Source organism: Vibrio natriegens NBRC 15636 = ATCC 14048 = DSM 759 (genome assembly GCF_035621455.1).
Lineage (GTDB): Bacteria > Pseudomonadota > Gammaproteobacteria > Enterobacterales > Vibrionaceae > Vibrio > Vibrio natriegens.
Map to the genome: position 1 here is coordinate 3,120,058 of NZ_CP141822.1, position 24,591 is coordinate 3,144,648.

The 24,591-nt window shown below is 47.0% G+C and carries 25 protein-coding genes, 4 tRNA genes and 1 rRNA gene; 14 read left to right on the forward strand and 16 right to left on the reverse strand.

Annotated elements, in window-relative coordinates; translation table 11 throughout:
* Positions 1 to 274 precede the first annotated feature (274 nt).
* From VER99_RS14260 to VER99_RS14280, 5 genes are all read right to left on the reverse strand, one after another.
* Positions 275 to 350, reverse strand: a tRNA-Val gene (locus tag VER99_RS14260).
* 13 nt (positions 351 to 363) lie between these two features.
* A tRNA-Ala gene (locus VER99_RS14265) sits at positions 364 to 439 on the reverse strand.
* Between the two features lie 14 nt (positions 440 to 453).
* Positions 454 to 529: transfer RNA gene (locus VER99_RS14270), tRNA-Lys, on the reverse strand.
* Between the two features lie 2 nt (positions 530 to 531).
* Positions 532 to 607: transfer RNA gene (locus tag VER99_RS14275), tRNA-Glu, on the reverse strand.
* Positions 608 to 698: 91 nt separating this feature from the next.
* Positions 699 to 2,251: ribosomal RNA gene (locus VER99_RS14280) — 16S ribosomal RNA — on the reverse strand.
* Between the two features lie 491 nt (positions 2,252 to 2,742).
* On the opposite strand from VER99_RS14280, the gene VER99_RS14285 reads away from it, so the two are divergent.
* Positions 2,743 to 3,291: a gamma carbonic anhydrase family protein gene (locus VER99_RS14285; protein WP_020333536.1), complete on the forward strand. Its 549-nt coding sequence runs from the start codon at positions 2,743 to 2,745 to the stop codon at positions 3,289 to 3,291.
* A 16-nt stretch (positions 3,292 to 3,307) separates the two neighbouring features.
* Here VER99_RS14285 and VER99_RS14290 read toward each other — a convergent pair whose 3' ends face one another.
* From VER99_RS14290 to VER99_RS14305, 4 genes are all read right to left on the reverse strand, one after another.
* Positions 3,308 to 3,571: a DUF1488 family protein gene (locus VER99_RS14290; RefSeq protein ID WP_020333537.1), complete on the reverse strand. Its 264-nt coding sequence runs from the start codon at positions 3,569 to 3,571 to the stop codon at positions 3,308 to 3,310.
* A gap of 3 nt (positions 3,572 to 3,574) precedes the next feature.
* A complete protein-coding gene (gene aroE / locus VER99_RS14295; protein ID WP_020333538.1) occupies positions 3,575 to 4,408 on the reverse strand; it encodes a shikimate dehydrogenase in 834 nt (277 codons plus the stop codon).
* A gap of 102 nt (positions 4,409 to 4,510) precedes the next feature.
* Positions 4,511 to 5,428, reverse strand: a complete 918-nt coding sequence (gene hemF, locus VER99_RS14300; protein WP_020333539.1) for an oxygen-dependent coproporphyrinogen oxidase — start codon at positions 5,426 to 5,428, stop codon at positions 4,511 to 4,513.
* 48 nt (positions 5,429 to 5,476) lie between these two features.
* A complete protein-coding gene (locus VER99_RS14305; protein WP_014233380.1) occupies positions 5,477 to 6,034 on the reverse strand; it encodes an L-threonylcarbamoyladenylate synthase in 558 nt (185 codons plus the stop codon).
* Between the two features lie 205 nt (positions 6,035 to 6,239).
* On the opposite strand from VER99_RS14305, the gene purE reads away from it, so the two are divergent.
* Both purE and VER99_RS14315 read left to right on the forward strand, forming a co-directional pair.
* Positions 6,240 to 6,725, forward strand: a complete 486-nt coding sequence (gene purE / locus VER99_RS14310; protein WP_005394016.1) for a 5-(carboxyamino)imidazole ribonucleotide mutase — start codon at positions 6,240 to 6,242, stop codon at positions 6,723 to 6,725.
* A 4-nt stretch (positions 6,726 to 6,729) separates the two neighbouring features.
* Entirely contained in the window at positions 6,730 to 7,863 is a 1,134-nt protein-coding gene (locus VER99_RS14315; protein ID WP_020333541.1) for a 5-(carboxyamino)imidazole ribonucleotide synthase, read from the forward strand.
* Between the two features lie 60 nt (positions 7,864 to 7,923).
* Here the strand turns inward: VER99_RS14315 and VER99_RS14320 are convergent, their stop codons facing one another.
* The 4 genes from VER99_RS14320 to VER99_RS14335 all read right to left on the reverse strand — a co-directional run bounded on the left by VER99_RS14320 (position 7,924) and on the right by VER99_RS14335 (position 11,245).
* Positions 7,924 to 8,493, reverse strand: coding sequence for a DNA topoisomerase family protein (locus VER99_RS14320; RefSeq protein WP_020333542.1), 570 nt, complete (start codon positions 8,491 to 8,493; stop codon positions 7,924 to 7,926).
* 82 nt (positions 8,494 to 8,575) lie between these two features.
* Positions 8,576 to 9,055 (reverse strand): DUF494 family protein, encoded by a 480-nt coding sequence (locus VER99_RS14325; protein ID WP_031779194.1) that lies wholly within the window; start codon positions 9,053 to 9,055, stop codon positions 8,576 to 8,578.
* 2 nt (positions 9,056 to 9,057) lie between these two features.
* Positions 9,058 to 10,167, reverse strand: coding sequence for a DNA-processing protein DprA (dprA, locus tag VER99_RS14330; protein ID WP_020333544.1), 1,110 nt, complete (start codon positions 10,165 to 10,167; stop codon positions 9,058 to 9,060).
* A complete protein-coding gene (locus VER99_RS14335) occupies positions 10,151 to 11,245 on the reverse strand; it encodes a LysM peptidoglycan-binding domain-containing protein (protein ID WP_020333545.1) in 1,095 nt (364 codons plus the stop codon). The genes dprA and VER99_RS14335 overlap by 17 nt, the downstream gene beginning before the upstream one ends.
* Positions 11,246 to 11,383: 138 nt before the next feature.
* On the opposite strand from VER99_RS14335, the gene def reads away from it, so the two are divergent.
* The 6 genes from def to VER99_RS14365 all read left to right on the forward strand — a co-directional run bounded on the left by def (position 11,384) and on the right by VER99_RS14365 (position 17,764).
* On the forward strand, positions 11,384 to 11,902 hold the full coding sequence (def, locus tag VER99_RS14340; RefSeq protein ID WP_014233386.1) for a peptide deformylase: 519 nt from the start codon (positions 11,384 to 11,386) through the stop codon (positions 11,900 to 11,902).
* Between the two features lie 34 nt (positions 11,903 to 11,936).
* On the forward strand, positions 11,937 to 12,884 hold the full coding sequence (fmt, locus tag VER99_RS14345) for a methionyl-tRNA formyltransferase (protein ID WP_020333546.1): 948 nt from the start codon (positions 11,937 to 11,939) through the stop codon (positions 12,882 to 12,884).
* An 82-nt stretch (positions 12,885 to 12,966) separates the two neighbouring features.
* Positions 12,967 to 14,250: a 16S rRNA (cytosine(967)-C(5))-methyltransferase RsmB gene (gene rsmB, locus VER99_RS14350; RefSeq protein WP_020333547.1), complete on the forward strand. Its 1,284-nt coding sequence runs from the start codon at positions 12,967 to 12,969 to the stop codon at positions 14,248 to 14,250.
* Between the two features lie 63 nt (positions 14,251 to 14,313).
* Complete coding sequence (gene trkA / locus VER99_RS14355) at positions 14,314 to 15,690, forward strand: Trk system potassium transporter TrkA (protein ID WP_014233389.1); 1,377 nt, start codon at positions 14,314 to 14,316, stop codon at positions 15,688 to 15,690.
* 9 nt (positions 15,691 to 15,699) lie between these two features.
* The gene (locus VER99_RS14360; protein WP_020333548.1) at positions 15,700 to 17,145 is read left to right on the forward strand and encodes a TrkH family potassium uptake protein; all 1,446 of its coding nucleotides are present in this window, start codon (positions 15,700 to 15,702) and stop codon (positions 17,143 to 17,145) included.
* Between the two features lie 25 nt (positions 17,146 to 17,170).
* Positions 17,171 to 17,764: a DUF3157 family protein gene (locus VER99_RS14365; RefSeq protein WP_020333549.1), complete on the forward strand. Its 594-nt coding sequence runs from the start codon at positions 17,171 to 17,173 to the stop codon at positions 17,762 to 17,764.
* 33 nt (positions 17,765 to 17,797) lie between these two features.
* On the opposite strand, the gene trhA is transcribed toward VER99_RS14365, so the two are convergent.
* Both trhA and VER99_RS14375 read right to left on the reverse strand, forming a co-directional pair.
* Positions 17,798 to 18,451, reverse strand: coding sequence for a PAQR family membrane homeostasis protein TrhA (gene trhA, locus VER99_RS14370; protein WP_020333550.1), 654 nt, complete (start codon positions 18,449 to 18,451; stop codon positions 17,798 to 17,800).
* A gap of 65 nt (positions 18,452 to 18,516) precedes the next feature.
* Positions 18,517 to 19,329, reverse strand: a complete 813-nt coding sequence (locus VER99_RS14375; RefSeq protein WP_014233393.1) for a sporulation protein — start codon at positions 19,327 to 19,329, stop codon at positions 18,517 to 18,519.
* Positions 19,330 to 19,626: 297 nt separating this feature from the next.
* Between VER99_RS14375 and VER99_RS14380 the strand changes: the two genes are divergently transcribed.
* The 5 genes from VER99_RS14380 to VER99_RS14400 all read left to right on the forward strand — a co-directional run bounded on the left by VER99_RS14380 (position 19,627) and on the right by VER99_RS14400 (position 23,549).
* On the forward strand, positions 19,627 to 19,794 hold the full coding sequence (locus tag VER99_RS14380) for a hypothetical protein (RefSeq protein WP_014233394.1): 168 nt from the start codon (positions 19,627 to 19,629) through the stop codon (positions 19,792 to 19,794).
* 110 nt (positions 19,795 to 19,904) lie between these two features.
* Complete coding sequence (locus VER99_RS14385) at positions 19,905 to 20,171, forward strand: YihD family protein (protein ID WP_014233395.1); 267 nt, start codon at positions 19,905 to 19,907, stop codon at positions 20,169 to 20,171.
* A 279-nt stretch (positions 20,172 to 20,450) separates the two neighbouring features.
* Complete coding sequence (ccoG, locus tag VER99_RS14390) at positions 20,451 to 21,872, forward strand: cytochrome c oxidase accessory protein CcoG (RefSeq protein WP_020333551.1); 1,422 nt, start codon at positions 20,451 to 20,453, stop codon at positions 21,870 to 21,872.
* A gap of 54 nt (positions 21,873 to 21,926) precedes the next feature.
* Positions 21,927 to 22,913 carry a serine/threonine protein kinase gene (locus VER99_RS14395; protein ID WP_024372656.1) on the forward strand — a complete coding sequence of 329 codons (987 nt, stop codon included), beginning with the start codon at positions 21,927 to 21,929 and terminating at the stop codon, positions 22,911 to 22,913.
* Positions 22,914 to 22,946: 33 nt separating this feature from the next.
* Positions 22,947 to 23,549, forward strand: a complete 603-nt coding sequence (locus VER99_RS14400; RefSeq protein WP_014233398.1) for a thiol:disulfide interchange protein DsbA/DsbL — start codon at positions 22,947 to 22,949, stop codon at positions 23,547 to 23,549.
* Between the two features lie 43 nt (positions 23,550 to 23,592).
* Here the strand turns inward: VER99_RS14400 and VER99_RS14405 are convergent, their stop codons facing one another.
* On the reverse strand, positions 23,593 to 24,471 hold the full coding sequence (locus tag VER99_RS14405; RefSeq protein ID WP_020333554.1) for an acyltransferase: 879 nt from the start codon (positions 24,469 to 24,471) through the stop codon (positions 23,593 to 23,595).
* Positions 24,472 to 24,591 lie beyond the last annotated feature (120 nt).

The following is a 24,591-nucleotide window of genomic DNA, read 5'->3' on the forward strand; positions in this document are numbered from 1 at the left end:
ATGTTAAACAACCAAAGTTGCTGTCTCATTACTTGAATGAGCGAGACAGCTTTCGATTTTGCCGGACTCAAATATGAATAATCCTAAGATTATTCCCAAGAACACTTGAATGTGTTTTTAGTTGTATTCAAATACATGAATACTTTGAGAACTTTACAAGTAATCTTAAAGATTACTTTGTCAGCTTTCCAAATTGTTAAAGAGCTAGATTCATTTAAGAACCATTTTTAAGAACACTTAAGACTTTCTGTTTCAAAAGAAATGCGCTTAAAGATGGTGGGCGATACCGGGCTCGAACCAGTGACCCCCTGCTTGTAAGGCAGGTGCTCTCCCAACTGAGCTAATCGCCCATAGAATCAAGAATGGTGGAGCTAAGCAGGATCGAACTGCTGACCTCCTGCGTGCAAGGCAGGCGCTCTCCCAGCTGAGCTATAGCCCCATATCTTGAGATAATGGTGGGTCGTGCAGGATTCGAACCTGCGACCAATTGATTAAAAGTCAACTGCTCTACCAACTGAGCTAACGACCCAATGGTATCCCGTAGGGGAGTCGAACCCCTGTTACCGCCGTGAAAGGGCGGTGTCCTAGGCCTCTAGACGAACGGGACACTAAGTTGAACATCTTGGGGGATGTTCTATCTCTTAAACTTCATAAACCATATCAATCTGTGTGGACACTCATCGTGAATAATCATCGTATAAGGAGGTGATCCAGCGCCAGGTTCCCCTAGCGCTACCTTGTTACGACTTCACCCCAGTCATGAACCACAAAGTGGTAAGCGTCCCCCCGAAGGTTAAACTACCTACTTCTTTTGCAGCCCACTCCCATGGTGTGACGGGCGGTGTGTACAAGGCCCGGGAACGTATTCACCGTGGCATTCTGATCCACGATTACTAGCGATTCCGACTTCATGGAGTCGAGTTGCAGACTCCAATCCGGACTACGACGCACTTTTTGGGATTCGCTCACTTTCGCAAGTTGGCCGCCCTCTGTATGCGCCATTGTAGCACGTGTGTAGCCCTACTCGTAAGGGCCATGATGACTTGACGTCGTCCCCACCTTCCTCCGGTTTATCACCGGCAGTCTCCCTGGAGTTCCCGACATTACTCGCTGGCAAACAAGGATAAGGGTTGCGCTCGTTGCGGGACTTAACCCAACATTTCACAACACGAGCTGACGACAGCCATGCAGCACCTGTCTCAGAGTTCCCGAAGGCACCAATTCATCTCTGAAAAGTTCTCTGGATGTCAAGAGTAGGTAAGGTTCTTCGCGTTGCATCGAATTAAACCACATGCTCCACCGCTTGTGCGGGCCCCCGTCAATTCATTTGAGTTTTAATCTTGCGACCGTACTCCCCAGGCGGTCTACTTAACGCGTTAGCTCCGAAAGCCACGGCTCAAGGCCACAACCTCCAAGTAGACATCGTTTACGGCGTGGACTACCAGGGTATCTAATCCTGTTTGCTCCCCACGCTTTCGCATCTGAGTGTCAGTATCTGTCCAGGGGGCCGCCTTCGCCACCGGTATTCCTTCAGATCTCTACGCATTTCACCGCTACACCTGAAATTCTACCCCCCTCTACAGTACTCTAGTCTGCCAGTTTCAAATGCTATTCCGAGGTTGAGCCCCGGGCTTTCACATCTGACTTAACAAACCACCTGCATGCGCTTTACGCCCAGTAATTCCGATTAACGCTCGCACCCTCCGTATTACCGCGGCTGCTGGCACGGAGTTAGCCGGTGCTTCTTCTGTCGCTAACGTCAAATAATGCAGCTATTAACTACACTACCTTCCTCACGACTGAAAGTGCTTTACAACCCGAAGGCCTTCTTCACACACGCGGCATGGCTGCATCAGGCTTGCGCCCATTGTGCAATATTCCCCACTGCTGCCTCCCGTAGGAGTCTGGACCGTGTCTCAGTTCCAGTGTGGCTGATCATCCTCTCAGACCAGCTAGGGATCGTCGCCTTGGTGAGCCCTTACCTCACCAACTAGCTAATCCCACCTAGGCATATCCTGACGCGAGAGGCCCGAAGGTCCCCCTCTTTGGCCCGTAGGCATCATGCGGTATTAGCCATCGTTTCCAATGGTTATCCCCCACATCAGGGCAATTTCCTAGGCATTACTCACCCGTCCGCCGCTCGACGCCGTTAACGTTCCCCGAAGGTTCAGTTAACTCGTTTCCGCTCGACTTGCATGTGTTAGGCCTGCCGCCAGCGTTCAATCTGAGCCATGATCAAACTCTTCAATTTAAGATTTTGTCGGCTCAATGAATACTGAACATTACATAAAGTAATGTTTGAATTGACTGTGCTGAATCCGAAGATTCAATGGTCACTTCGTATCATTGAAACCTAATTTGAAACCGAAGTTTCTAATTGGATTATCATCAACGAGTGCCCACACAGATTGATAGGTCTATATTGTTAAAGAGCTTTCCTATTGAGCTTCGCTCAAATCGGACGGCCATTTTAGCGAGTTAAAGTTTAGTGTCAATCACTTTTTTCAAACTTTTTTCAAACGTTTCCGCTTGGCTAATTTGGCTTGCTAACCCTGCTCGTTTCTTTCGAAGCGTTGCCGTGTCAGCGAGGTGGCATTATAGAGATTGCGATCACATTGGCAAGCCCTTTTTGATGTTTTTTTTGATTTATTTGTCGTTTGGGTGTTTTTTATTCTAAAAGGCGAGTTTTTACTACTCTTCTACCCCTATATACCCTTTAATCGCCCACAATAAGGAGAAAAGATGAGTTCAATAAGAAGTTATAAAGGTATAAAGCCTCAGCTTGGTGAGCGAGTTTACGTCGACTCAACATCTGTTTTAGTCGGAGACATCGTTATTGGGGACGATTCTAGCGTTTGGCCGTTGGTTGCTGCTCGTGGTGACGTTAATCATATCCACATCGGCGAACGAACAAATATCCAAGATGGCAGTGTATTACACGTGACACACAAGAATCAGGAAAACCCAAACGGCTATCCATTAATTATTGGCAATGATGTCACTGTCGGTCACAAAGTCATGCTGCATGGTTGTGAGATTCACGATCACGTATTAGTAGGTATGGGAGCAATCGTTCTTGATGGTGCAGTTATACAATCTGAAGTGATGATTGGCGCTGGCAGTTTAGTTCCGCCTGGCAAAGTATTAGAAAGTGGTTACCTCTATGTTGGTAGCCCGGTAAAACAAGCACGCCCACTGTCAGAAAAAGAGCGCGCTTTTTTACAAAAGTCTTCAGATAACTACGTCCAGAATAAGAACGACTATATGAATGAAGTCGAAATCATTGGTTAGTCATCCGATAATCTAGTTAATCAATTACAATGTGGCCTTCTTCATTGAAGGCTTCATCTTCTATGAGCTCTTCGGCCATTTCTTCCAGATCAAAGCGTAAGGCTAAAAATGCTTCTACAGCTTTTTGCTCATCTTCAATATCCAAGCCACTCATTTTTGAGAGTTGTTGTTTCGTGACGTAGCATTCAATCAGTGCGCCCGATTGCTGCGCAGGAAAGTGGATTGATTGTGATGATTCATCCCAGGACTGGATGTCTGGGAATAAAATGGATTGATTCATCGATTATTGACCTTCAAGATTTTTTCTAAGCTCACGTAAAATCTGTTTAGCACCAGGACGCAAACCACGCCAGAGCATAAAGCTTTCAGACGCTTGACCGACCAACATTCCTAAACCGTCATAAGCTTGAGCTGCACCATGTTCTTTAGCCCATTGGTTAAACTTGGTATCACCACCGCCATACATCATGTCATAGCTTGTGCTGTTGGGAGCAAAGATAGCTGACGATATTTCAGGAAGTTCTCCACTCAGCGACGCTGACGTTGAGTTAATAATGACGTCGTATTCTTGAGTAATACTATTCATCTCTTTCGCTGCCACAGGCCCGTAATCTGAAAACAGCGCTGCCAATTCTTTAGCTTTAGAAAATGTACGGTTGGTTACCGTCAATGAAGCAGGCCTTTGCTCAAGTAACGGCAGAATTACTCCTCTAGAAGCGCCACCAGCTCCGATGATTAGGATACGAGCGCCTTCTAAAACGACTTGGTGCTGCAGTAGGTCTTGCACCAGACCAGCGCCGTCGGTGTTGTCACCGATGATTTCACCATCATCAAGCTTTTTGAGTGTATTCACAGCTCCGGCAAGTTGGGCACGCTCTGTTAAACGAGTGGCAAACTGATACGCCTGTTCTTTAAAAGGCAAAGTGACATTACATCCTTTACCACCTTCAGCAAAAAACACGTTCACAGCTTCAATAAACCCGTCGACAGGGGCACATTCGGCTGTGTAAGTCAGCGATTGATTCGTTTGGCGAGCAAAGAGTGTGTGAATAAATGGCGACTTACTGTGCCCGATGGGATTACCAAACACCGCATAGCGATCAACTTGCTGAGTCATTTCCTTACCTTTATTCCTTACCTTAATATAGAGAAAAACAGGGCCATCTGATTAAAGATGACCCTATCACTATCTTTCTATATAGAAAAGGAGATTCAGCGCTTACCAGTCACGTGGTTTTAGGTATCGCTCGTAAAGCTCGGCTTCAGGTGTCCCAGCTTCAGGCTGATAACTGTATTCCCAGCGTGCTAGTGGCGGCATGGACATAAGAATCGACTCCGTACGTCCACCACTTTGCAAACCAAACAAGGTGCCACGGTCGTACACCAAGTTAAACTCAACATAACGGCCACGACGATACAACTGAAACTCTCGCTCACGCTCGCCAAACTCAATATCTTTACGTCGTGCAACGATTGGCAGATAAGCCTGACAGAAGCCTTCACCCACCGCTTTGATGTAATCGAAACATTTGTCGAACTCCCAATGGTTCAAATCATCAAAGAACAAACCACCGACACCACGAGTTTCGTTTCGATGTGGAAGGAAGAAATACTTATCGCACCAAGCTTTGTGATCCGAATAGACTTCATCACCGAACGGGGCACAGATTGCCTTCGCGGTATCGTGCCATGACTGGCAGTCTTCTTCGAAAGGATAGAACGGCGTTAAGTCAAAGCCACCACCGAACCACCAAATCGGATCTTCTCCGTCTTTTTCTGCGATAAAGAAGCGCACATTGGCATGTGAAGTCGGCACATACGGGTTTTTAGGGTGAATAACCAAAGACACTCCCATCGCTTCAAAACGGCGCCCCGCTAATTCAGGACGATGCGCTGTTGCTGACGCTGGCATTTCTTTGCCTTCTACATGAGAGAAGTTCACTCCACCTTGCTCAAAGACGTCGCCATCACGCAGAACTCGTGAACGGCCGCCACCACCAAGACGCTCTCCCGGCTCACGATGCCACGCATCTTCGACAAAGACGGCCTTTCCATCTTCTTGTTCTAACTGCTGACAAATGGAATCCTGAAGCGACATCAGGAACTGCTTTACGGCATGCTTATCGATTGCTGACATACGTTATTACCTATTATCTGGTACCTATTTGAAGGCTGGTAGGCAGGGTTAGCCCTGTCTTAATATTTGCGAGGTTTTGGCGTCACGAATTTCACTTGGCTTATCACGCCCGCTGGTTTCACCACGAAGAATCGCCACCAACTTATCACCCAGCTGCTGCTCAACTTCTTCCGTCGTCATACACGGCGGCAAGCCTGAAAGATTCGCGCTGGTAGAGGTTAACGGCTTTCCGAATGCATTACACATTTTTTGCACCAAAGGATGATCGGTCACACGAACGGCAATCGAATCAAACTGCCCTGAAACCCAATTAGATACTTTATCGCTCGCAGGCATGATCCAAGTGTAAGGACCAGGCCAGGTGGCATGAACTTTATCTAACTGTGCTTGCGTCAGCTGAGACTCGTCAATGTAAGGTAATAGCTGATCATAGCTGGCAGCAATAAGGATGAGACCCTTTTCTACCGGGCGCTGTTTTAGTTCCAGCAGCTTTTGGATTGCCTCTGGATTATCAGGATCACACCCGACGCCAAAAACACCTTCTGTTGGATAGGCAATCACTTCGCCTTGCTGTAGTGCATTGAGCACTTGTTCAAAGTTATCCACCGATTACTTCCTGATTATCTGACTGTATTATTTTCTCTATACCTAAGTGTACAAAGATTCATTCTCAGAGACTAAAGCAATTTTTTTATAAAATGTATCAATAGCATTTACAAAGGCGCGCAAACGTTTGCTTGAGATAAAAATCCCCGTATAATGCGCACAAATTTATCAGCTCACCTAATTTTGCAGCTTGAAGGAGTTTGAGATGAAAGTCGGTATCATCATGGGTTCTAAATCAGATTGGCCAACCATGAAACTAGCAGCGGACATGCTGGATCAATTTGGCGTGTCTTACGAAACAAAAGTGGTGTCAGCTCACCGTACTCCTCAACTATTGGCTGATTACGCAAGCAGTGCGAAAGAGCGCGGCATCAAAGTAATCATCGCAGGTGCGGGCGGCGCTGCTCACCTACCAGGTATGGCGGCGGCATTCACGAGCTTGCCAGTACTTGGCGTTCCAGTTCAGTCACGTGCTCTGAAAGGAATGGACTCTCTGCTGTCTATCGTACAAATGCCTAAAGGTATTGCAGTCGGCACGTTAGCGATTGGCGAAGCAGGTGCGGCAAACGCCGGTATCCTGGCAGCACAAATTCTGGGTACGCATGATGAAAGTATCATGGCGAAGGTAGAAGCATTCCGCAACGAACAGACAGAAACGGTTCTGGCTAACCCAAACCCAGCTGAGGACTAATCGGATGCACGTACTGGTTCTAGGAGCTGGTCAGTTGGCTCGTATGATGTCTCTGGCTGGTGCACCACTGAATATTCAAATCTCTGCTTACGATGTGGGTAGCGGCAATATCGTTCACCCTCTCACTCAACATGTGCTTGGTCATGGTCTGGAAAATGCCATTGAGCAAGTCGATGTGATCACAGCAGAATTCGAACATATCCCTCATGATGTGCTCGACATCTGTGAAGAGAGTGGAAAGTTCCTTCCGAGCACAGAAGCGATCAAGGCAGGCGGTGATCGTCGTCTTGAAAAAGCCCTACTCGACAACGCTGGCGTGCGTAATGCGAAATACTACGTGATTGAAACACGTGAAGATTTTGACCGCGCGATTGAACACGTTGGTATGCCAATGGTACTGAAAAGTGCATTAGGCGGTTACGATGGTAAAGGCCAATGGCGCTTGAAAGAAGCTTCTCAGGTAGAGACTATCTGGACGGAAATGGCCGAGTGCATCGCAGCAACACCAACCCAAGCTATAGTGGCTGAAGAGTTTGTTCCATTTAACTGTGAAGTATCTTTAGTTGGTGCTCGCGGTAAAGATGGCAGCATTGAAGTTTATCCACTGGCAGAGAACGTGCACACTGATGGTGTACTGAGCCTTTCTACCGCCATTGATGAACCAGAACTTCAAACCCAAGCCAAGCAGATGTTTACTGCGGTTGCAGAAAGTCTGGGGTATGTTGGCGTGTTAGCCCTAGAGTTTTTCGATGTTGATGGCACTTTACTGGTGAATGAGATCGCGCCACGCGTTCACAACTCAGGTCACTGGACACAGCAAGGTGCAGAAACCTGTCAGTTTGAAAACCATTTGCGCGCGGTTTGTGGTTTGCCACTAGGCAGCACGAAACTGGTTCGCGAAACGTCGATGGTTAATATTCTCGGTGAAGATACTTTGCCAGAAGCTGTATTAGCGATGGATGGTTGCCATATTCATTGGTATGGCAAAGAAAAACGTGCAGGACGCAAGATGGGCCACATTAATGTGTGTGGAGACTATCCTGGCGAACTTCATCGCAGACTATGTGCGTTAGGCAAAGTACTGGATGCAGAGGCTTTTCCTGCCGTGCATGATTTTGCCAAGCAGTCTCAAGCTTAGAATCCAGCTAAAAACAACAAAGGGTCGCATCATGCGACCCTTTTTAATTGGTAGTTTCGTTTACTTAGCTTGCGTATGCTGACACTTGCGGTTAGCGCACTGTAACTTCACCCCGCTGGCGAGCTTCTTCTCAACCAGCAATGAAAAACCGCACGCTTCGCAACGGCCTTTGACCGGTGGCAGGTTCACGGCAAACTTACATTTCGGGTAGTTATCACACGCATAAAATGTTTTGCCGAAGCGGGTCTTACGCTCAACTAAATGACCTTTACCACATTCAGGACAAGCATGCTGTTCTTGTGACTGCTTTTCCGGCTCTGGCTGGTTAATAGACTCAATATGATGACAAGCTGGGTAACTGCTGCACCCGACAAACATGCCATAACGACCCTGGCGCAACACCAACTCATTGCCACAGTCAGGGCAAGGTACGCCCAACTCTTTGACGATGTGACCATCGTTACTGTGCAGTGCTTTGATGTAATCACAACCTGGGTACTGGCTACAGCCCAAGAATGGACCATGCTTACCGTGTTTGAGCGTCAACGCTGATCCACACTTAGGGCACGGCTCATGTTCGAGCGCATGTTCATGGGCAGAGAAAAGGTTGTTGTCGATTTTACTACTCATACTTACCGTTTAATTGAAAGACACACCAAATACACAAGCTCGTGTTCACATCCAACGGAACACGAACTTGTTGGGATTAGGCTTAATGAAGGATCCCTTGTTCTTTGGTATACAACAGCTCTTCCATCAGCGTATAAGCGTTCTCATTGCCGGGTACATTAAACAGCACCATCAGAATGATCCATTTGAGGTCTTCAAGCTCAAATTCGTTTGTTTCCAGTCCCATCACCCGATCAATCACCATTTCACGAGTTTCTGTTGTTAGGACATTAATTTGCTCGAGGAATAACAAAAAGCCTCGGCATTCCAGATCCAAACGCTGCATCTCTTTCGCAGTGTAGATACGAGTCGATGACGATGCGATACAAGCCGATATAGCAGAAGATGTATCACTTTGCTGCAGCGCGGCAAGCTCTTCTAACCAGACAAGGGCTTTGTAGATATCTTTTTGCTGGAAGCCTGCACGAAGCAACTCATCTTCCAACTCGTCTTGTTCGACCTGTAACTCTGCATCGCTATGGATGTAGGTTTCGAATAGATACATCAGTATATCCATCATCATAGCTAGCCCCTCCCCTTTCGAATATAGCCACCTGAAACTGCAACAACGTGCCCTGAGAGCTCAAGCTCTAAGAGCTGCATCATGACTTCCTGGACAGGTATATTGGTCCTGCTTGCAAGAATATCAACTGGTGTAGCCTCATTTCCTACGTTAGCTAACAGCTGAGGAAATGGCAATTCTTCTTCATCAATTAAGGTAGAAAATAAATCTCTGCTCTGATTAACAGACCAATCAAGTAATGACTGTATTTCATCGAGTACATCTTTTGTCTTTTCTACGAGGCAAGCACCATTGCGAATCAAATGATTTCCGCCACTGGCATTTTTCGCATTAATAGAAGCGGGCAGAGCAAACACTTCTCGTCCTTGCTCAAGCGCATAACGGGCCGTAATTAAAGAACCGCTTTTCTCTGCCGCTTCGACAACAAACACCCCCAGAGATAACCCACTAATAATTCGGTTGCGACGTGGAAAGTGTTCCGGCCTTGGTTTCGCATTGGGGCGAAATTCTGAAATCAGTGCACCGCTATCTGCGACGCGCTGCGCCAACCCCCGGTGCCGCGCTGGGTAAATATGAGCTAAGCCAGAACCAAGAACTGCTATCGTCTTTCCTCCCGCTTGCAACGCTCCGTCATGCGCATGACCATCAATGCCCAAAGCTAATCCACTGGTTACAATAAGATCATTACTGACGAAATCTGCAGCAAAGTGTCGGGCGTACTGTAATCCGTCAACACTCGCGTTACGGCTTCCCACTATAGCAATCTGAGGCTGAGATAAACACGTAGGATCGCCTTGCAAAAACAACAGGGGCGGCGGTGCAACAATCTGTTTAAGTAGCGGAGGGTAAAGCGGATCATCTAAAGTCAGAATATGGTGGTTCGAAGCGATCTCTTTCCAATTGAGGCAAGCTTCAACTTCTTTATCGGCTGACGTCCAAGCCTGAAGTTGCTTCTGACTTAGTCCAAGGCGCTGCAGGTATTCATGAGAGGAGTTGATGATGTTTCGAGGCGTGTCTTTTGCAAGTAACTTATTCAGCTTGACCCCGCCTATGCCTGGCAAGCAACTTAGCTTCAGCCAGGCAACAAGGTCATTCTCATTGAGTGGTTTCATCTGTGACAGGCACTTCAGCAAGAGGCGAAACGACCGTTACCTCGTTACTAATTGGTTTAGTACTGTTAGTGATCAAAGCCAAGCTGAAGTATTCATAAGGACGGATTACCAGCAGTTCACCCACTTTACTTTGGGGCAGAATAATTGGTTTATCGAATAAACCCACCTCTTTTTGGAAGCCATCGCCATCTTTAGCAACCGGATGAGCGTCTTCTTTGAGGTCAAACACACTGCCTTGTTTCTGCTTATCCGCCGTCCCTTTATCAATAACAACAACCTGATTGGTTGAACTGAAGCGAATACCTTCGATATTTCCCAGGAGCTTCGCAGTGCTCCCCTGCGGCGAAGGAAGGGGATAGAACGTCGTGGAAAACTCGCCACTCTCTACCATTTGATTTGGTAAGGCGATGTCATTACGGAGAATTTCTTGCAACTGAGCGGTGATTTTTAATCCAGAAAACGCTTCAGATGCATCCACCAACTCCCCTTTTGCGATCAAGCGCAATGCGGTGATTTCCTTTGAAACGTCTTCACGAGAGAAAGTCTCGACCGGGCGGTAAATCGCCCATTCCGTCGCGGTATGCTCACCGCTGATGTACAACACATCTTCTGCGGTCAAATACCGACTGCCTTTGGAACTGCCCATCACTTTGACTGCATTGTCGAGCGTCTCTTTATCCACCAGTCGGTCAGAACTGAGATAAGGCATCACCAGACCTTCCGCAACCGTCGGCACAGCCTTCTTTTCGGTAATACGAGCCTGTGGACTCAGTTTTTTAACGGGCTTTAAGCTCAGGACTGGCTGACCGTTAATCCATACCAGAGACAACTTATCTCCGGGATAAATCAAATGTGGATTATCTATCTCTGGGTTAATTTGCCACAAGCGGGGCCACAACCACGGACTGTCCAGATACATCGCCGAAATGTCCCACAGGGTATCGCCTTTCACTACCACATAGGTTTGTGGGGCATCCGCTTTGACTGCGAGCGGTTTAGAGTCAGCGTTTGCTGCTGCAGTGAAGGAGAATAGTAACGGCAACATAATGCTGGAAACATTGCGAAAAATGCGATTCATGCCCCTCATCCTTGGTCTATTAAGCAGTAGTTGGTATGGAAATTAATGCAAGGATGCTGTCATTTAGGTCATAAAATGTCTAGAATTGAGCCAACAAGGTTTGTGCTGTTTCGGCACAGTTCAATATTTCGAGTGAATATGTCTGTATTACAAGTATTAACATTTCCAGATGATCGCCTACGCACAGTAGCTAAGCCTGTGGAAGAGGTGACACCTGAAATTCAAAAAATCGTCGATGATATGATTGAAACCATGTACGACGAAGAAGGTATTGGCCTTGCTGCAACGCAGGTTGATATTCATAAGCGTATCGTAGTGATTGATATTTCAGAAACTCGTGATGAGCCAATGGTGCTTATCAACCCTGAGATTCTGGAAAAGCGCGGCGAAGATGGCATCGAAGAAGGCTGTCTATCGGTACCGGGTGCTCGCGCCCTTGTGCCTCGCGCGGCCGAGGTTACCGTTAAAGCATTAGATCGCGACGGCAAAGAATTTACCTTTGACGCTGACGACCTGCTAGCGATTTGTGTTCAACACGAACTCGATCACCTACAAGGTAAATTGTTCGTTGATTATCTATCGCCTCTGAAGCGTAAACGCATTCAGGAAAAGCTGGCAAAGATCAAACGCTACAACGAAAAGCAGCTAAACGCTTAATCGCGACCCATACCAATTTAGAAGGAAGTCTACCTTGAGTCAGTCTTTACGTATTGTCTTTGCAGGTACTCCGGATTTCGCCGCCCGTCACTTGGCGGCGTTGTTGTCTTCGGAGCACGAAGTAATTGCAGTGTATACTCAACCAGACCGCCCTGCGGGTCGCGGTAAAAAGCTTACTGCAAGCCCGGTTAAAAACATTGCACTAGAACACGACATCCCTGTTTATCAACCAGAAAACTTCAAATCAGATGAAGCGAAACAAGCGCTGGCTGATCTGAACGCCGATATCATGGTTGTTGTGGCTTATGGCCTTCTACTACCACAAGCGGTATTAGACACGCCTAAGCTCGGTTGTATTAACGTACACGGTTCTATCCTGCCTCGCTGGCGTGGTGCGGCACCAATCCAACGTTCTATTTGGGCAGGTGATGCAGAAACTGGCGTAACCATCATGCAGATGGATATTGGTCTGGATACGGGTGATATGCTGAAAATCGCGACGCTACCAATCGAAGCGACGGATACCAGCGCATCTATGTACGAAAAGCTTGCCGACCTTGGCCCGCAAGCGCTGATTGATTGTCTGGCAGATATCGCTGCGGATAAAGCAGTGCCAGTTAAGCAAGATGATGAGCTCGCAAACTACGCGAAAAAGCTTAGCAAAGAAGAAGCTCGTATCAACTGGAGCGACGACGCTGCACACATCGAGCGTTGCGTTCGTGCATTCAATCCTTGGCCTATGAGCCATTTTGAAGCGGCTGAGAACAGCATCAAGGTTTGGCAAAGCCGAGTCGCTGAGCAAACCAGCAATAAGCCAGCAGGCACGATTGTGCAAGCAGACAAAACAGGTATCTATGTAGCGACAGGCAATGGCGTATTAGTTCTGGAGCAACTACAGGTTCCTGGTAAAAAAGCCATGCCAGTTCAAGACATTCTGAACTCGCGTGCATCTTGGTTTGAAGTTGGCACCCAGCTGATTTAAGCCATACTAGGGTGAGTTATTCCCCTAATAATACGAACTTTTAGAGGGCAGAGATGCCCTCCTTTACTTTAAGGTACTCATCATGAATGTTCGCGCTGCGGCTGCCAACGTCCTGTATCTTGTCGTCGACAAGGGCCATTCTCTTTCTAGCGCTCTACCAGCGGCTCAACAAACCATCCGACCTCGTGATCACGCGCTTTTGCAAGAGATCTGTTACGGAGCACTTCGCTACTTACCTCGCCTTGAAACCATTTCAAGCCAGCTAATGGATAAGCCTCTGAAAGGTAAACAGCGTGTTTTCCATCACTTAATCCTGGTTGGTATTTATCAGCTGAGCTTTATGCGTATTCCTGCGCATGCAGCCGTTGGCGAAACCGTTGAAGGCACTAAAGATTTAAAAGGCCCTCGCCTACGTGGTCTGATTAATGCGGTATTACGTAATTACCAACGCAATCAGGAAGAACTTGACGAGATTGCCGTTAGTCACAACGCTGGCAAGTATGGTCACCCAAGTTGGCTACTTAAGCTGCTGCAAGACGCTTACCCAGAGCAGTGGGAAAGCATTGTCGATGCCAACAATCAGAAAGCGCCAATGTGGCTGCGGGTTAACCACCAGCACCATAATCGTGATGAATATCTGGCACTACTCAAAAATGAAAACATTGAGGCCACGCCGCACACAGAGGCAATGGACGCGCTAAAATTGGCTGCGCCATGCGATGTGACCAAGTTGCCTGGGTTTGAGAAAGGCTGGGTATCGGTACAAGATGCTGCGGCTCAGCTTTCAATTAACTACCTAGAGCCAAAAGACGGTGAGTTGATTCTGGATTGCTGCGCAGCACCAGGTGGCAAAACCGCACATATTCTTGAGCGTACATCCGGTAGTGAAGTGGTCGCGATTGACTGTGACGACACTCGCCTGAAACGCGTACATGAAAACCTGAAGCGTCTCAATCTTCAGGCAAAAGTGGTTTGCGGCGATGCACGTAATCCTCAAGAATGGTGGCAAGGTGAGCAATTTGACCGCATCTTGCTGGATGCGCCGTGTTCTGCGACGGGCGTGATTCGTCGTCACCCTGATATCAAATGGTTGCGCCGAGCCGACGACATTGCGGCATTAGCAGAGCTGCAAAGCGAAATTTTCGATGCGATGTGGACACAGCTAAAACCAGGCGGCACAATGGTTTATGCAACTTGTTCAATCACTCCACAAGAAAACGTAGAGCAAGTGAAAGCATTCTTAGCTCGCACCGCTGATGCGAAATTGCTGGATTCTGACCCTGAACACCCTGGTCGTCAAATTCTACCAGGTGAAGAAGACATGGATGGATTCTACTACGCTGTGCTGACGAAAACACACGCGTAACAGCAGGCTAAATAGGGCGATTGGAGTCATTCAATCGCCTTTTTCAGATAACGAGAAAAGAGTATGAAGATCATTATTCTTGGTGCTGGTCAGGTTGGCGGCACACTGGCAGAAAACCTGGTTGGTGAGAACAACGACATCACTATCGTCGATAACAATTCTGACCGACTGCGTGAACTACAGGACAAATATGACCTGCGTGTGGTCAATGGCCACGCAAGCCATCCGGATGTACTCCACGAAGCTGGCGCGCAAGATGCCGACATGCTGGTTGCAGTCACCAACACTGACGAAACCAACATGGCAGCATGTCAGGTAGCCTTCACTCTGTTTAACACACCTAACCGTGTTGCACGTATCCGTTCGCCTGAGTATCTGGCAGAAAAAGAAGCCCTATTTAAGTCTGGTGCGATCCCCGTCGACCACCTGATTGCACCAGAAGAGCTGGTAACCAGCTATATCGAACGTCTGATCCAATATCCTGGTGCACTACAGGTAGTCAGCTTTGCTGAGCAGAAAGTCAGCCTGGTTGCCGTAAAAGCCTACTATGGCGGCCCATTGGTGGGTAACGCACTCTCAGCACTACGAGAGCACATGCCTCATATCGATACCCGAGTAGCGGCAATCTTCCGTCAGGGTCGTCCGATTCGTCCGCAAGGCACGACTATCATTGAAGCTGATGATGAAGTGTTCTTTGTCGCGGCAAGTAATCATATTCGCTCCGTAATGAGTGAACTACAGCGCCTTGAGAAGCCTTACCGCCGTATTATGATTGTTGGTGGTGGTAACATCGGTGCGAGCTTAGCAAAACGCTTAGAGCAGACCTACAGCGTGAAATTAATCGAGCGAAACTACCAACGCGCTGAACAGTTGTCTGAGCAGCTCGGTAACACCATCGTCTTCTGTGGTGATGCTGCCGACCAAGAGCTGTTAACCGAAGAAAACATCGATCAGGTCGACGTGTTCATTGCGCTGACCAACGAAGATGAAACCAACATCATGTCCGCGATGCTGGCAAAACGCATGGGTGCCAAAAAGGTAATGGTACTGATTCAGCGTGGTGCCTATGTCGATCTTGTACAAGGTGGTGTGATTGATGTGGCCATTTCGCCTCAGCAAGCGACCATTTCCGCATTGCTGACCCACGTTCGCCGTGCCGATATTGTTAACGTATCTTCGCTACGCCGCGGTGCAGCGGAAGCGATCGAAGCCGTTGCCCACGGTGATGAAACCACATCGAAAGTTGTCGGTCGCGCCATTGGGGATATTAAACTTCCACCAGGAACCACCATCGGTGCCATTGTTCGTGGCGAAGAAGTACTTATCGCTCACGACCGCACTATCATCGAACAAGATGACCATGTTGTGATGTTCCTGGTCGACAAAAAGTACGTACCAGACGTCGAAGCTCTGTTCCAGCCGAGCCCATTCTTCCTCTAGGACTCTCTTATGGTCAACTTACGTCCCGTACTGTTTGTTATCGGGCTGGTTTTATCCAAACTGGCCCTTTTCATGTACGTGCCTACTTTGGTCGCTTTCTTCACTGGTACGGGCGGGTTTCTCGACTTTGCCCAAGCCGTCTTGATTACGCACCTGGCTGCGTTTATCTGCCTGAGTATCGGCCGAACGGCTAAATTCAAACTCAGTGTGCGCGACATGTTCCTCATTACCAGTTTGGTCTGGACCATCGCCAGTGCTTTCGCAGCGTTGCCGTTTGTTTTCATTAACCACATCAGTTTTACCGATGCCTATTTCGAAACCATGTCGGGGATCACCACCACGGGTTCAACCGTTTTAAGCGGCTTGGATGATATGGCACCGAGCATCTTATTATGGCGTTCAATTCTGCAGTGGCTTGGTGGTGTGGGCTTTATCGTGATGGCGGTAGCCGTTTTGCCTATGCTTAACGTCGGTGGTATGAAGCTGTTCCAAACGGAATCTTCTGACTGGTCTGATAAAAGTAGCCCAAGAGCCAAGACCGTGGCGAAAAACATCGTGCTGGTTTATCTGATCTTAACCGGAATGTGTATCGGCGGTTACATACTGACAGGTATGACGGTATTTGAAGCAATAAACCATGCTTTCACCACCCTGTCGACAGGTGGCTACTCGACCTCTGATGGCTCAATGAATCACTTCTCTAACGGAGCGCACTGGGTAGCGACAACCTTTATGTTCTTGGGCGGATTGCCTTTCTTGCTATTCGTGGCCGCACTGAGAAAACGTCGCATTGATATATTACTCAAAGACGCCCAAGTTCGTGGTTTTGCTTACCTGTTCCTCTTCTCAAGTCTAGTGATTGCCAGTTGGCTGGTTATTCGTGATGGTTACACCATGATCGATGCGCTGCGTGTATCGATGTTTAATATCGTATCCGTCGTGACGACCACCGGATTTGGCCTGGAAGACTTCACAGCATGGGGAGCATTACCAACCACATTATTCGCATTCTTGATGATTGCAGGTGCTTGCTCTGGTTCAACATCCGGTGGGATCAAAATATTCCGTTTTCAGGTTGCCATGACCCTGCTGAACAAGCAGATGCTGAAACTGGTTCACCCTTCCGGTGTGTTCGTCCAGCGTTATAACCAACGCCCCGTGAACGACGACATTGTGCGCTCTGTAGTTGCATTTGTTTTGATGTTCTTTATCACCATCATCTTTATCGCTGGTTGTCTGAGTGCACTCGGTTTAGACCCCATCACCAGCATATCTGGCTCAATTACGGCAGTCGCCAACGTAGGCCCGGGCATGGGCTCTGTGATTGGCCCGACAGGTAACTTTGCACCATTACCAGACTCCGCAAAATGGCTATTAAGTTTTGGCATGTTAATGGGCCGTCTGGAAATTCTGACTATTCTTGTATTGTTCTTTCCAGCCTTCTGGCGTCGTTAACGGCAATGAAATAAAAGGTACAACAATGAAAACTTGGATTACTTTGGCTACTCTGCTGGCCACATCATCGGTTTATGCTGCCGAGGTAGTAACGTTAGCCGATGGAAGAAATGTAAAGTTAAATGATGATTTTACTTGGGAATATGTGGTTGAGAATACTGCACCTAAAGCCACTGCTGCTTCAGCAACCAAAGCGGTCACCGCAGCGACTGAATCTGTTGCTGTTCCGGCAATAGCGACCATTCCGGTCGTTTCGAAAACCGTGGGCACGACGGTTACCGTCAATGCAAAAAAACCAACCATGCAGCTATCAGATTCAGGTGTGGATATATTGATTGGCTCTGCAAGTTACGAAGGCGGCGAACTGGTTTTTCCTACTTCGATCACTAATCAAAGCTCGCAGTCAGTAATTCAGATTGAAGTCGAAATTCAGGTATTCGATATGTCTGGTGAGGCATTGGCGAAAGAAAAGGTCACTGTTTGGCAGTCAATCAAGCGTATGGCAGATACCTATCTTCGCCCACAACAAGCTGAGCAAGGTAAAACCATCAAACTGGCAGTGCCGCAATCGCAGCAATACCAGTTTTCGGCAAAAGTGGTCGAAGTACAAACTCGCTAATACGCCTACGTTGTCGAGCTGATTTAGCCAAGCTTAGATCGGCTCGACAAAATAGTAGATAGCGAAGAAGTGGCACACGCACCCCGCCAGAACAAAGCCGTGCCAAATCGCATGATTAAATGGAATGCGCTTAGCCACGTAAAATATAACGCCAAGAGAATAGATTAAGCCACCTACGGCTAGCAGCGTCAGACCTCCGATATCTAGGTTGATCGCCAACTCATAGATAACAATCAGCGATAACCAGCCCATCACCAGATAGCTCGTCAGTGACAGATGCTTAAAGCGATGAATGAACGCGACCTTCATGATGATGCCAAGCAAGGCAATACTCCAAATCACGATCATCAAACCAATCGCGAGAGGCGTACGTAAGCTCACCAATAAAAACGGCGTGTAGCTACCCGCTATCAATAAGTAGATCGCGCAATGGTCAAACGTTTTCAGCCAGCGTTTGGCTTTCGGGTGCGGAATGGCATGGTAGAGTGTTGATGCGAGAAACAGCACAATAATACTTGAGCCATAGATCGCCATGCTGGTTATGGTCAGGGTATCAGCTTGCTGATCCAATGCTCGTACTAGCAGCAGAATCAGCCCTACAATACCTAGAACCATCCCGAGGCCATGGGTGAGAGAATTGGCAAATTCTTCACTCTGACTGTATTCAGGTTTCTGTGATGATGACATCGAAGCACCTATACTAGAGCGTGTGATTTCACTCTAGTATGGCACATTAGGCGTACACGTGTAAGCTAAAATTCAGAGTCATGAGCGGCCGTAGTTTGGTCGAGATAATTTAGCACCATCTCTCCCACCTCTTCAGGGCTGGTCGTCACTGGAATCGTCAATTCTCGGTTGAGCTTACCGCTTCCGAGCAAGCTCGCCAGCATCCCTCCAGCACCGCTGCGCGTTCGGTCAACTTCAAACCATAGTTTCAACTCGTCCTCGCTGCGATGGGCAACAAATTCCAACTCACGCCATACACCATGGTACGGCCCATCAGTTGGCACCATTTCAAATTCCTGAACAAATGGCAGATCGAAGCCATTCACTTCTTCACACTCCACTTGGCGAATACGTAATCCTTGCGCTTCAAATGCCGACAAAATGGCGTCCATAAGCGGATCAGGTCGAATGGTGAGCGTGTCTTTATCGGTTGGATCAAGTGAGGCGGCAACGTCCAACCCTGTTTCAAGCCATACTTTCGCATCGCCAATCGTGACTGGGGTATTCCAGGGAACATCGAGCTTCACATCAAAGGTACGCTCTTCTGCGGAATGAATGGTGAACGAGTAAGGGAGGCTCCATTCAGCCAAGACATGAGTCTGTGGCACTCGACGCATGTTATGCCCTTCTCGAGAGCCTCGGTCATCAGGTGCCTCAGCAATATAGCGACAACAGAGCTTCATATCGATGTTATCGATCTTTTGTTCTGTCGCTCCACCATAAACATGGATAGAAACATCCACACTCTGACCCGGGTATATCACATCCTGATTGAGGATCGAATCTACCTTAGCACTGCCGATACCAAAACTCGCAAGTGTCTTCTTTAAAAATGACATATGCACCTCCTTTGTAGAGATCTCATACTACTACTGCTGATCAGGGGATCAAAACAAATTTTTGCACTCATTTTCGGTTTAAAATGACAAAATCGAAAGAATTCAATTGCTCAAGTATCGACCAATTATAACAAGAGTGCTAACCTATTATTTGATATGCATGCATATCGTTATTCCTGACTCACTAACTGGATTGGCGCGAGCCAAAAGAGCGAAGCTTTAAGCAGTTTGAGACTAGCTCGTAGTGCTTCAGGGCATTAGAACGGCAATGGATATGCCTGACAGTTAGGTAACTAAATGCGCCCAACAACAGTCAGGTTCGCACACACCAATAGTAGTGCAATGCGTCGCCGCAGTGGCTTTGCTGCTGCACCAAAGGCACACCAAGTTGCGCCTGCTAAAACATTGGTTGAGAAAAAAGCGGTAACGTCGAAAGCTCCGTCCAAAGTTATCAAAGCAGCTTAATAAAAAGCGCGGCATCAGCTGCGCTTTTTCTTTTCCTCTCACGCCTATTTGTATCCTCTCTACAATTTGATACCTTAAACAAAATACCTATAAAATTTGTGGAGAAAGAAATGAAGTGTCATCGTATCGAAGAACTACTTCAGCTGTTAGAGCCAGAGTGGCAAAAAGACCAAGACATGAACCTGCTACAGTTCATCATCAAGCTGTCTGAAGAAGCTGGTTATGAGGGCAAACTGGAAGACCTCACCGACGATGTTCTGATCTACCATTTGAAAATGCGTAACAGCAGTAAAGATGAAATGATCCCAGGTTTGAAAAAAGACCAGGAAGACGATTTCAAAACGGCTCTGTTGCGTGCACGTGGCATCATCAAATAAGCCACCCACCGGCAAAATTCCAAGCGACTCAATTGAGTCGCTTTTTTACAACCGAACGTAAGAGATAATAGGAAGTTAAAACTGTTCAGCCAATTATCAGGTTAACTGTGCTGACTTTTGTAGTTAAACATTGACTACGTTAAAGAAAAGGAAATGTTATTGGTTGTATAATCACCGTTTATCAGCATTAACTAAAATAGTTAACGAATAGCAATGTCATAGAGCGACATCATCAGAAATGACGCCGAACATTATAAAAAGCCTAAGAAGGATGAGTACATGAGTCAGGATAAAATCGACATTAAAGATGTGACTCCGAAAACTTTTAACCCCAAAACCCACAAAGGTAACGGGGATCGTTTTAACCCAAGCAATCGCATCTATGTACGTGAAAGTAAAGGAACCTATCAAAAACTAAGACGCTACGGCGGCTGGTTTTTACTGCTACTGTTTGCTTTGACACCTTGGATTCCGTACGGAGATCGCCAAGCGATTTTATTGGATATCGGTAATCAGCAGTTCAACTTTTTTGGCACCACACTCTATCCGCAAGATCTTACTCTGCTTGCACTGCTGTTTGTTATCGGGGCATTTGGTCTGTTCTTCATCACCACCTTTTTAGGTCGGGTCTGGTGTGGTTATCTGTGTCCACAAACTGTCTGGACTTTCATGTACATCTGGTTTGAAGAAAAACTCGAAGGCAGTGCGAATAAGCGTCGTAAGCAAGACGCCAACAAGCTCACCGCCAACTTAGCTATGCGTAAAACGCTCAAGCATATCGCCTGGTTTTCGATAGCGCTGATCACCGGATTCACCTTTGTCGGTTACTTTGTGCCAATGAAGCAACTGGTGATCGACTTCTTCACGTTTAACTCCAGCTTCTGGCCTGTTTTCTGGGTGATGTTCTTTGCAATCTGTACCTACGGTAATGCCGGCTGGATGCGATCTATCATGTGTATTCACATGTGCCCTTACGCACGTTTCCAGTCCGCCATGTTCGACAAAGATACCTTCATAGTTGGTTACGATACCAAACGTGGTGAAAAACGCGGCCCACGCTCACGTAAGGCCGATCCAAAACAACTTGGTTTGGGTGACTGTATCGACTGTGATTTATGTGTGCAGGTGTGCCCTACTGGCATCGATATCCGCGACGGTTTGCAATATGAGTGCATCAACTGTGGTGCCTGTATTGATGCGTGTGACCAAACCATGGATCGCATGGGTTATGAAAAAGGGTTGATCAACTACACCACCGAACACCGTTTATCAGGTAAACATACGAAGGTTATGCGTCCGAAACTGATCGGCTATGGTGCGGTATTCCTGATTATGATCGGCTTATTCTTCGCTCAGATTGCCTCCGTTGATCCGGCTGGTATGAGCGTGCTTCGAGACCGTAACCAACTGTTCCGCGTAAATAGTGCCGGAGAAGTCGAGAATACTTATACGCTTAAAGTGATCAACAAGACCCAGCAAGTGCAAGAGTACCAACTGGATGTGAAAGGCATGAGCGATGTGAGCTGGTATGGAAAACAGACCATTCAGGTACAACCTGGAGAAGTATTGAACTTACCAATGAGTCTTGGCGCAGATCCTGACAAGCTAAACTCTGCGATAACCACAATTCAGTTTATACTCACCGATAAGAGCAATGAATTCACCATCGAAGTGGAAAGCCGGTTTATCAAGAAACTCTGATTTCAAATTCGATGACTAACGGAAAAAGGCTCAGTAATGAGCCTTTTTATTTATATGTCCCAAGGTACGTTTAACTTTGACGCACTCACACCCGATTTTATGTGGTATGCGTTAGAAAGCATTGGTATTCGCGCGGAATCTGGCTTTCTCCCTCTCAACAGTTATGAAAACCGCGTTTATCAGTTTACCGATGAAGAGCGTCGCCGCTATGTGGTGAAGTTCTACCGCCCTGAGCGTTGGAGCAACGAACAAATTCAGGAAGAGCACGATTTCACTTTAGAGCTTATCGAAAACGAAATCCCGGTCGCTCCACCTGTCATTCTTAACGGTCAAACATTACATCACTACCAAGGCTACGGTTTTGCCCTGTTTGAAAGTGTTGGCGGACGCCAGTTTGAAGTCGACAATCTGGATCAACTGGAAGGCGTCGGTCGATTTTTAGGTCGAATACATAAGGTTGGAGGTAAAAAGACCTTTCAACACAGGCCAAGCATCGGTTTACAAGAATACCTCTATCAGCCTAGAGAGATTCTGCAAAATTCGAACATGATTCCAATGCATCTGGAGAACAGTTTCTTTAACGACCTGGATATCCTGATCAAAGCTATCGAAAATCACTGGCAGGACAGCTTTAGCTCTATTCGTCTGCATGGAGACTGCCACCCAGGTAATATTCTTTGGCGCGATGGACCGATGTTCGTCGACCTGGATGACGCCCGAAACGGACCCGCAGTACAAGATTTGTGGATGCTGTTGAATGGTGAGCGACAAGATAAGCTAATGCAGCTGGATATCGTTCTGGAAGCTTATCAAGAGTTTTGTGATTTTAACTCCGCAGAATTGAAACTAATTGAACCACTTCGCGGTCTACGAATGGTGCATTACATGGCATGGTTAGCAAAACGTTGGCACGACCCTGCATTTCCGTTGGCTTTTCCATGGTTTAATGAGCCAAAATATTGGGAAGGTCAGGTTCTTGGCTTTAAAGAGCAGATTGCCAACTTAGAAGAAGCACCCCTTTCTTTAATGCCTCAATGGTAAGTCAGCCAACTAATTCAAAATGGAGATATATAAATGAAAAAGCTGTTCGCACTGTTTTCTATGTTGATGCTGAGCCTTTCAGCACAAGCCGCACAATTCAACGAAGGTGAACACTACAAAGTATTAGATCTAGAGGCTTCTAATAAGCCTGTAGTGACTGAATTCTTCTCATTTTACTGCCCACACTGTAATTCGTTTGAGCCAATTATTCAGCAACTTAAAAAGCAGTTACCAGAAGGCGTGAAGCTACAAAAGAACCACGTATCCTTTATGGGTGGCAGCATGGGCCCTTCAATGAGCAAAGCATTCGCAACTATGGTTGCGCTTAAGGTTGAAGATAAAATGGTACCTGTGATGTTTAACCGCATTCACAATTTGCGCAAAGCGCCGCGCGACGATGCGGAACTGCGTCAAATCTTCTTAGATGAAGGTGTGGACGAGAAGAAGTTCGACTCAGCATTCAAAGGTTTTGCTGTCGACTCTATGGTTCGTCGTATGGACAAACAGTTTGAAGACAGTGGCCTGACAGGTGTTCCGGCCGTGATTGTAAACAACAAATACCTGGTACAAGCGCAAAGCATCAAAACCATGGATGAGTACTTTGCTCTGGTAAACTACTTATTAGAACTTAAATAATCCGTCTAGATTGCACAAAGGGGAGCTTCGGCTCCCCTTTGTTTTATCTGTGTATCTCTTGCAGTAACTGGTCTTTCTCTTGCCAGACATCACCCAACCACTGCTGAAACTGACGCTTGTAGGGTTTATCGTTAAAGTAATCACCCTGCACTTGTTCATCGACCGGCAGTACCTTCACACGAACCACTATCTTGCTCATACGGCCCATTAACATGTCTCTGAATGGTTTATGGGTATTTTCCGGATAAGCCAACGTGACATCAATAATACTATCAAATTGATCACCCATCGCAGCCAGCGTGTAAGCGATGCCACCAGACTTTGGCTGCAACAAATGTTGATATCGTGCTTTGCTCTGGCGTTGCTTTTCTAGCGTAAAACGCGTGCCTTCTACGTAATTGACTACCGTCGTGGGAGTATGCTTAAACTTAGCGCAAGAGCGACGCGTGGTGGCCAAATCCTGACCACGCTTATGCGGATTACGGATCAGATATTCGCGCGAATAACGGCGCATAAACGGCATATCCAAAGCCCAGCAAGCCATACCAATAAATGGCACATACAACAGTTGCTGTTTGAGGAAAAACTTTGGCATTGGGATACGATCTTTAAACACACAACACAGCACCACAATGTCAGTCCAACTCAGATGATTGCTGATCAAAAGGTACCAACCATCTTTCTTTAGCTCATCGCCACCTTGAACATCCCATTCAACGCGATTGGACAGCGCGAGTATCCCCGCATTTACCGTTGCCCACGCCCACATCACCTTGTTAGCGGCTTCGGTTCCCTTCGCTTTTTGCTTTACGCCTGGAAGTAACAGTTTAATCACGGCGATAAAGCAAATAACCAATGAACAGATCGCCGAATTGATTATGACTAGAGACGCATTAAGAAGAAGTAACAAATATGCCAACATGATAACAGCGCTAAGGTGTGAGTAATAAAACAGCGTGTAATTATACTGTCACATTGCTACATTGAAACATTTATGAGAATGGTCTGATTAGTTACCACTTATCCGCTTGACCTTGCACAA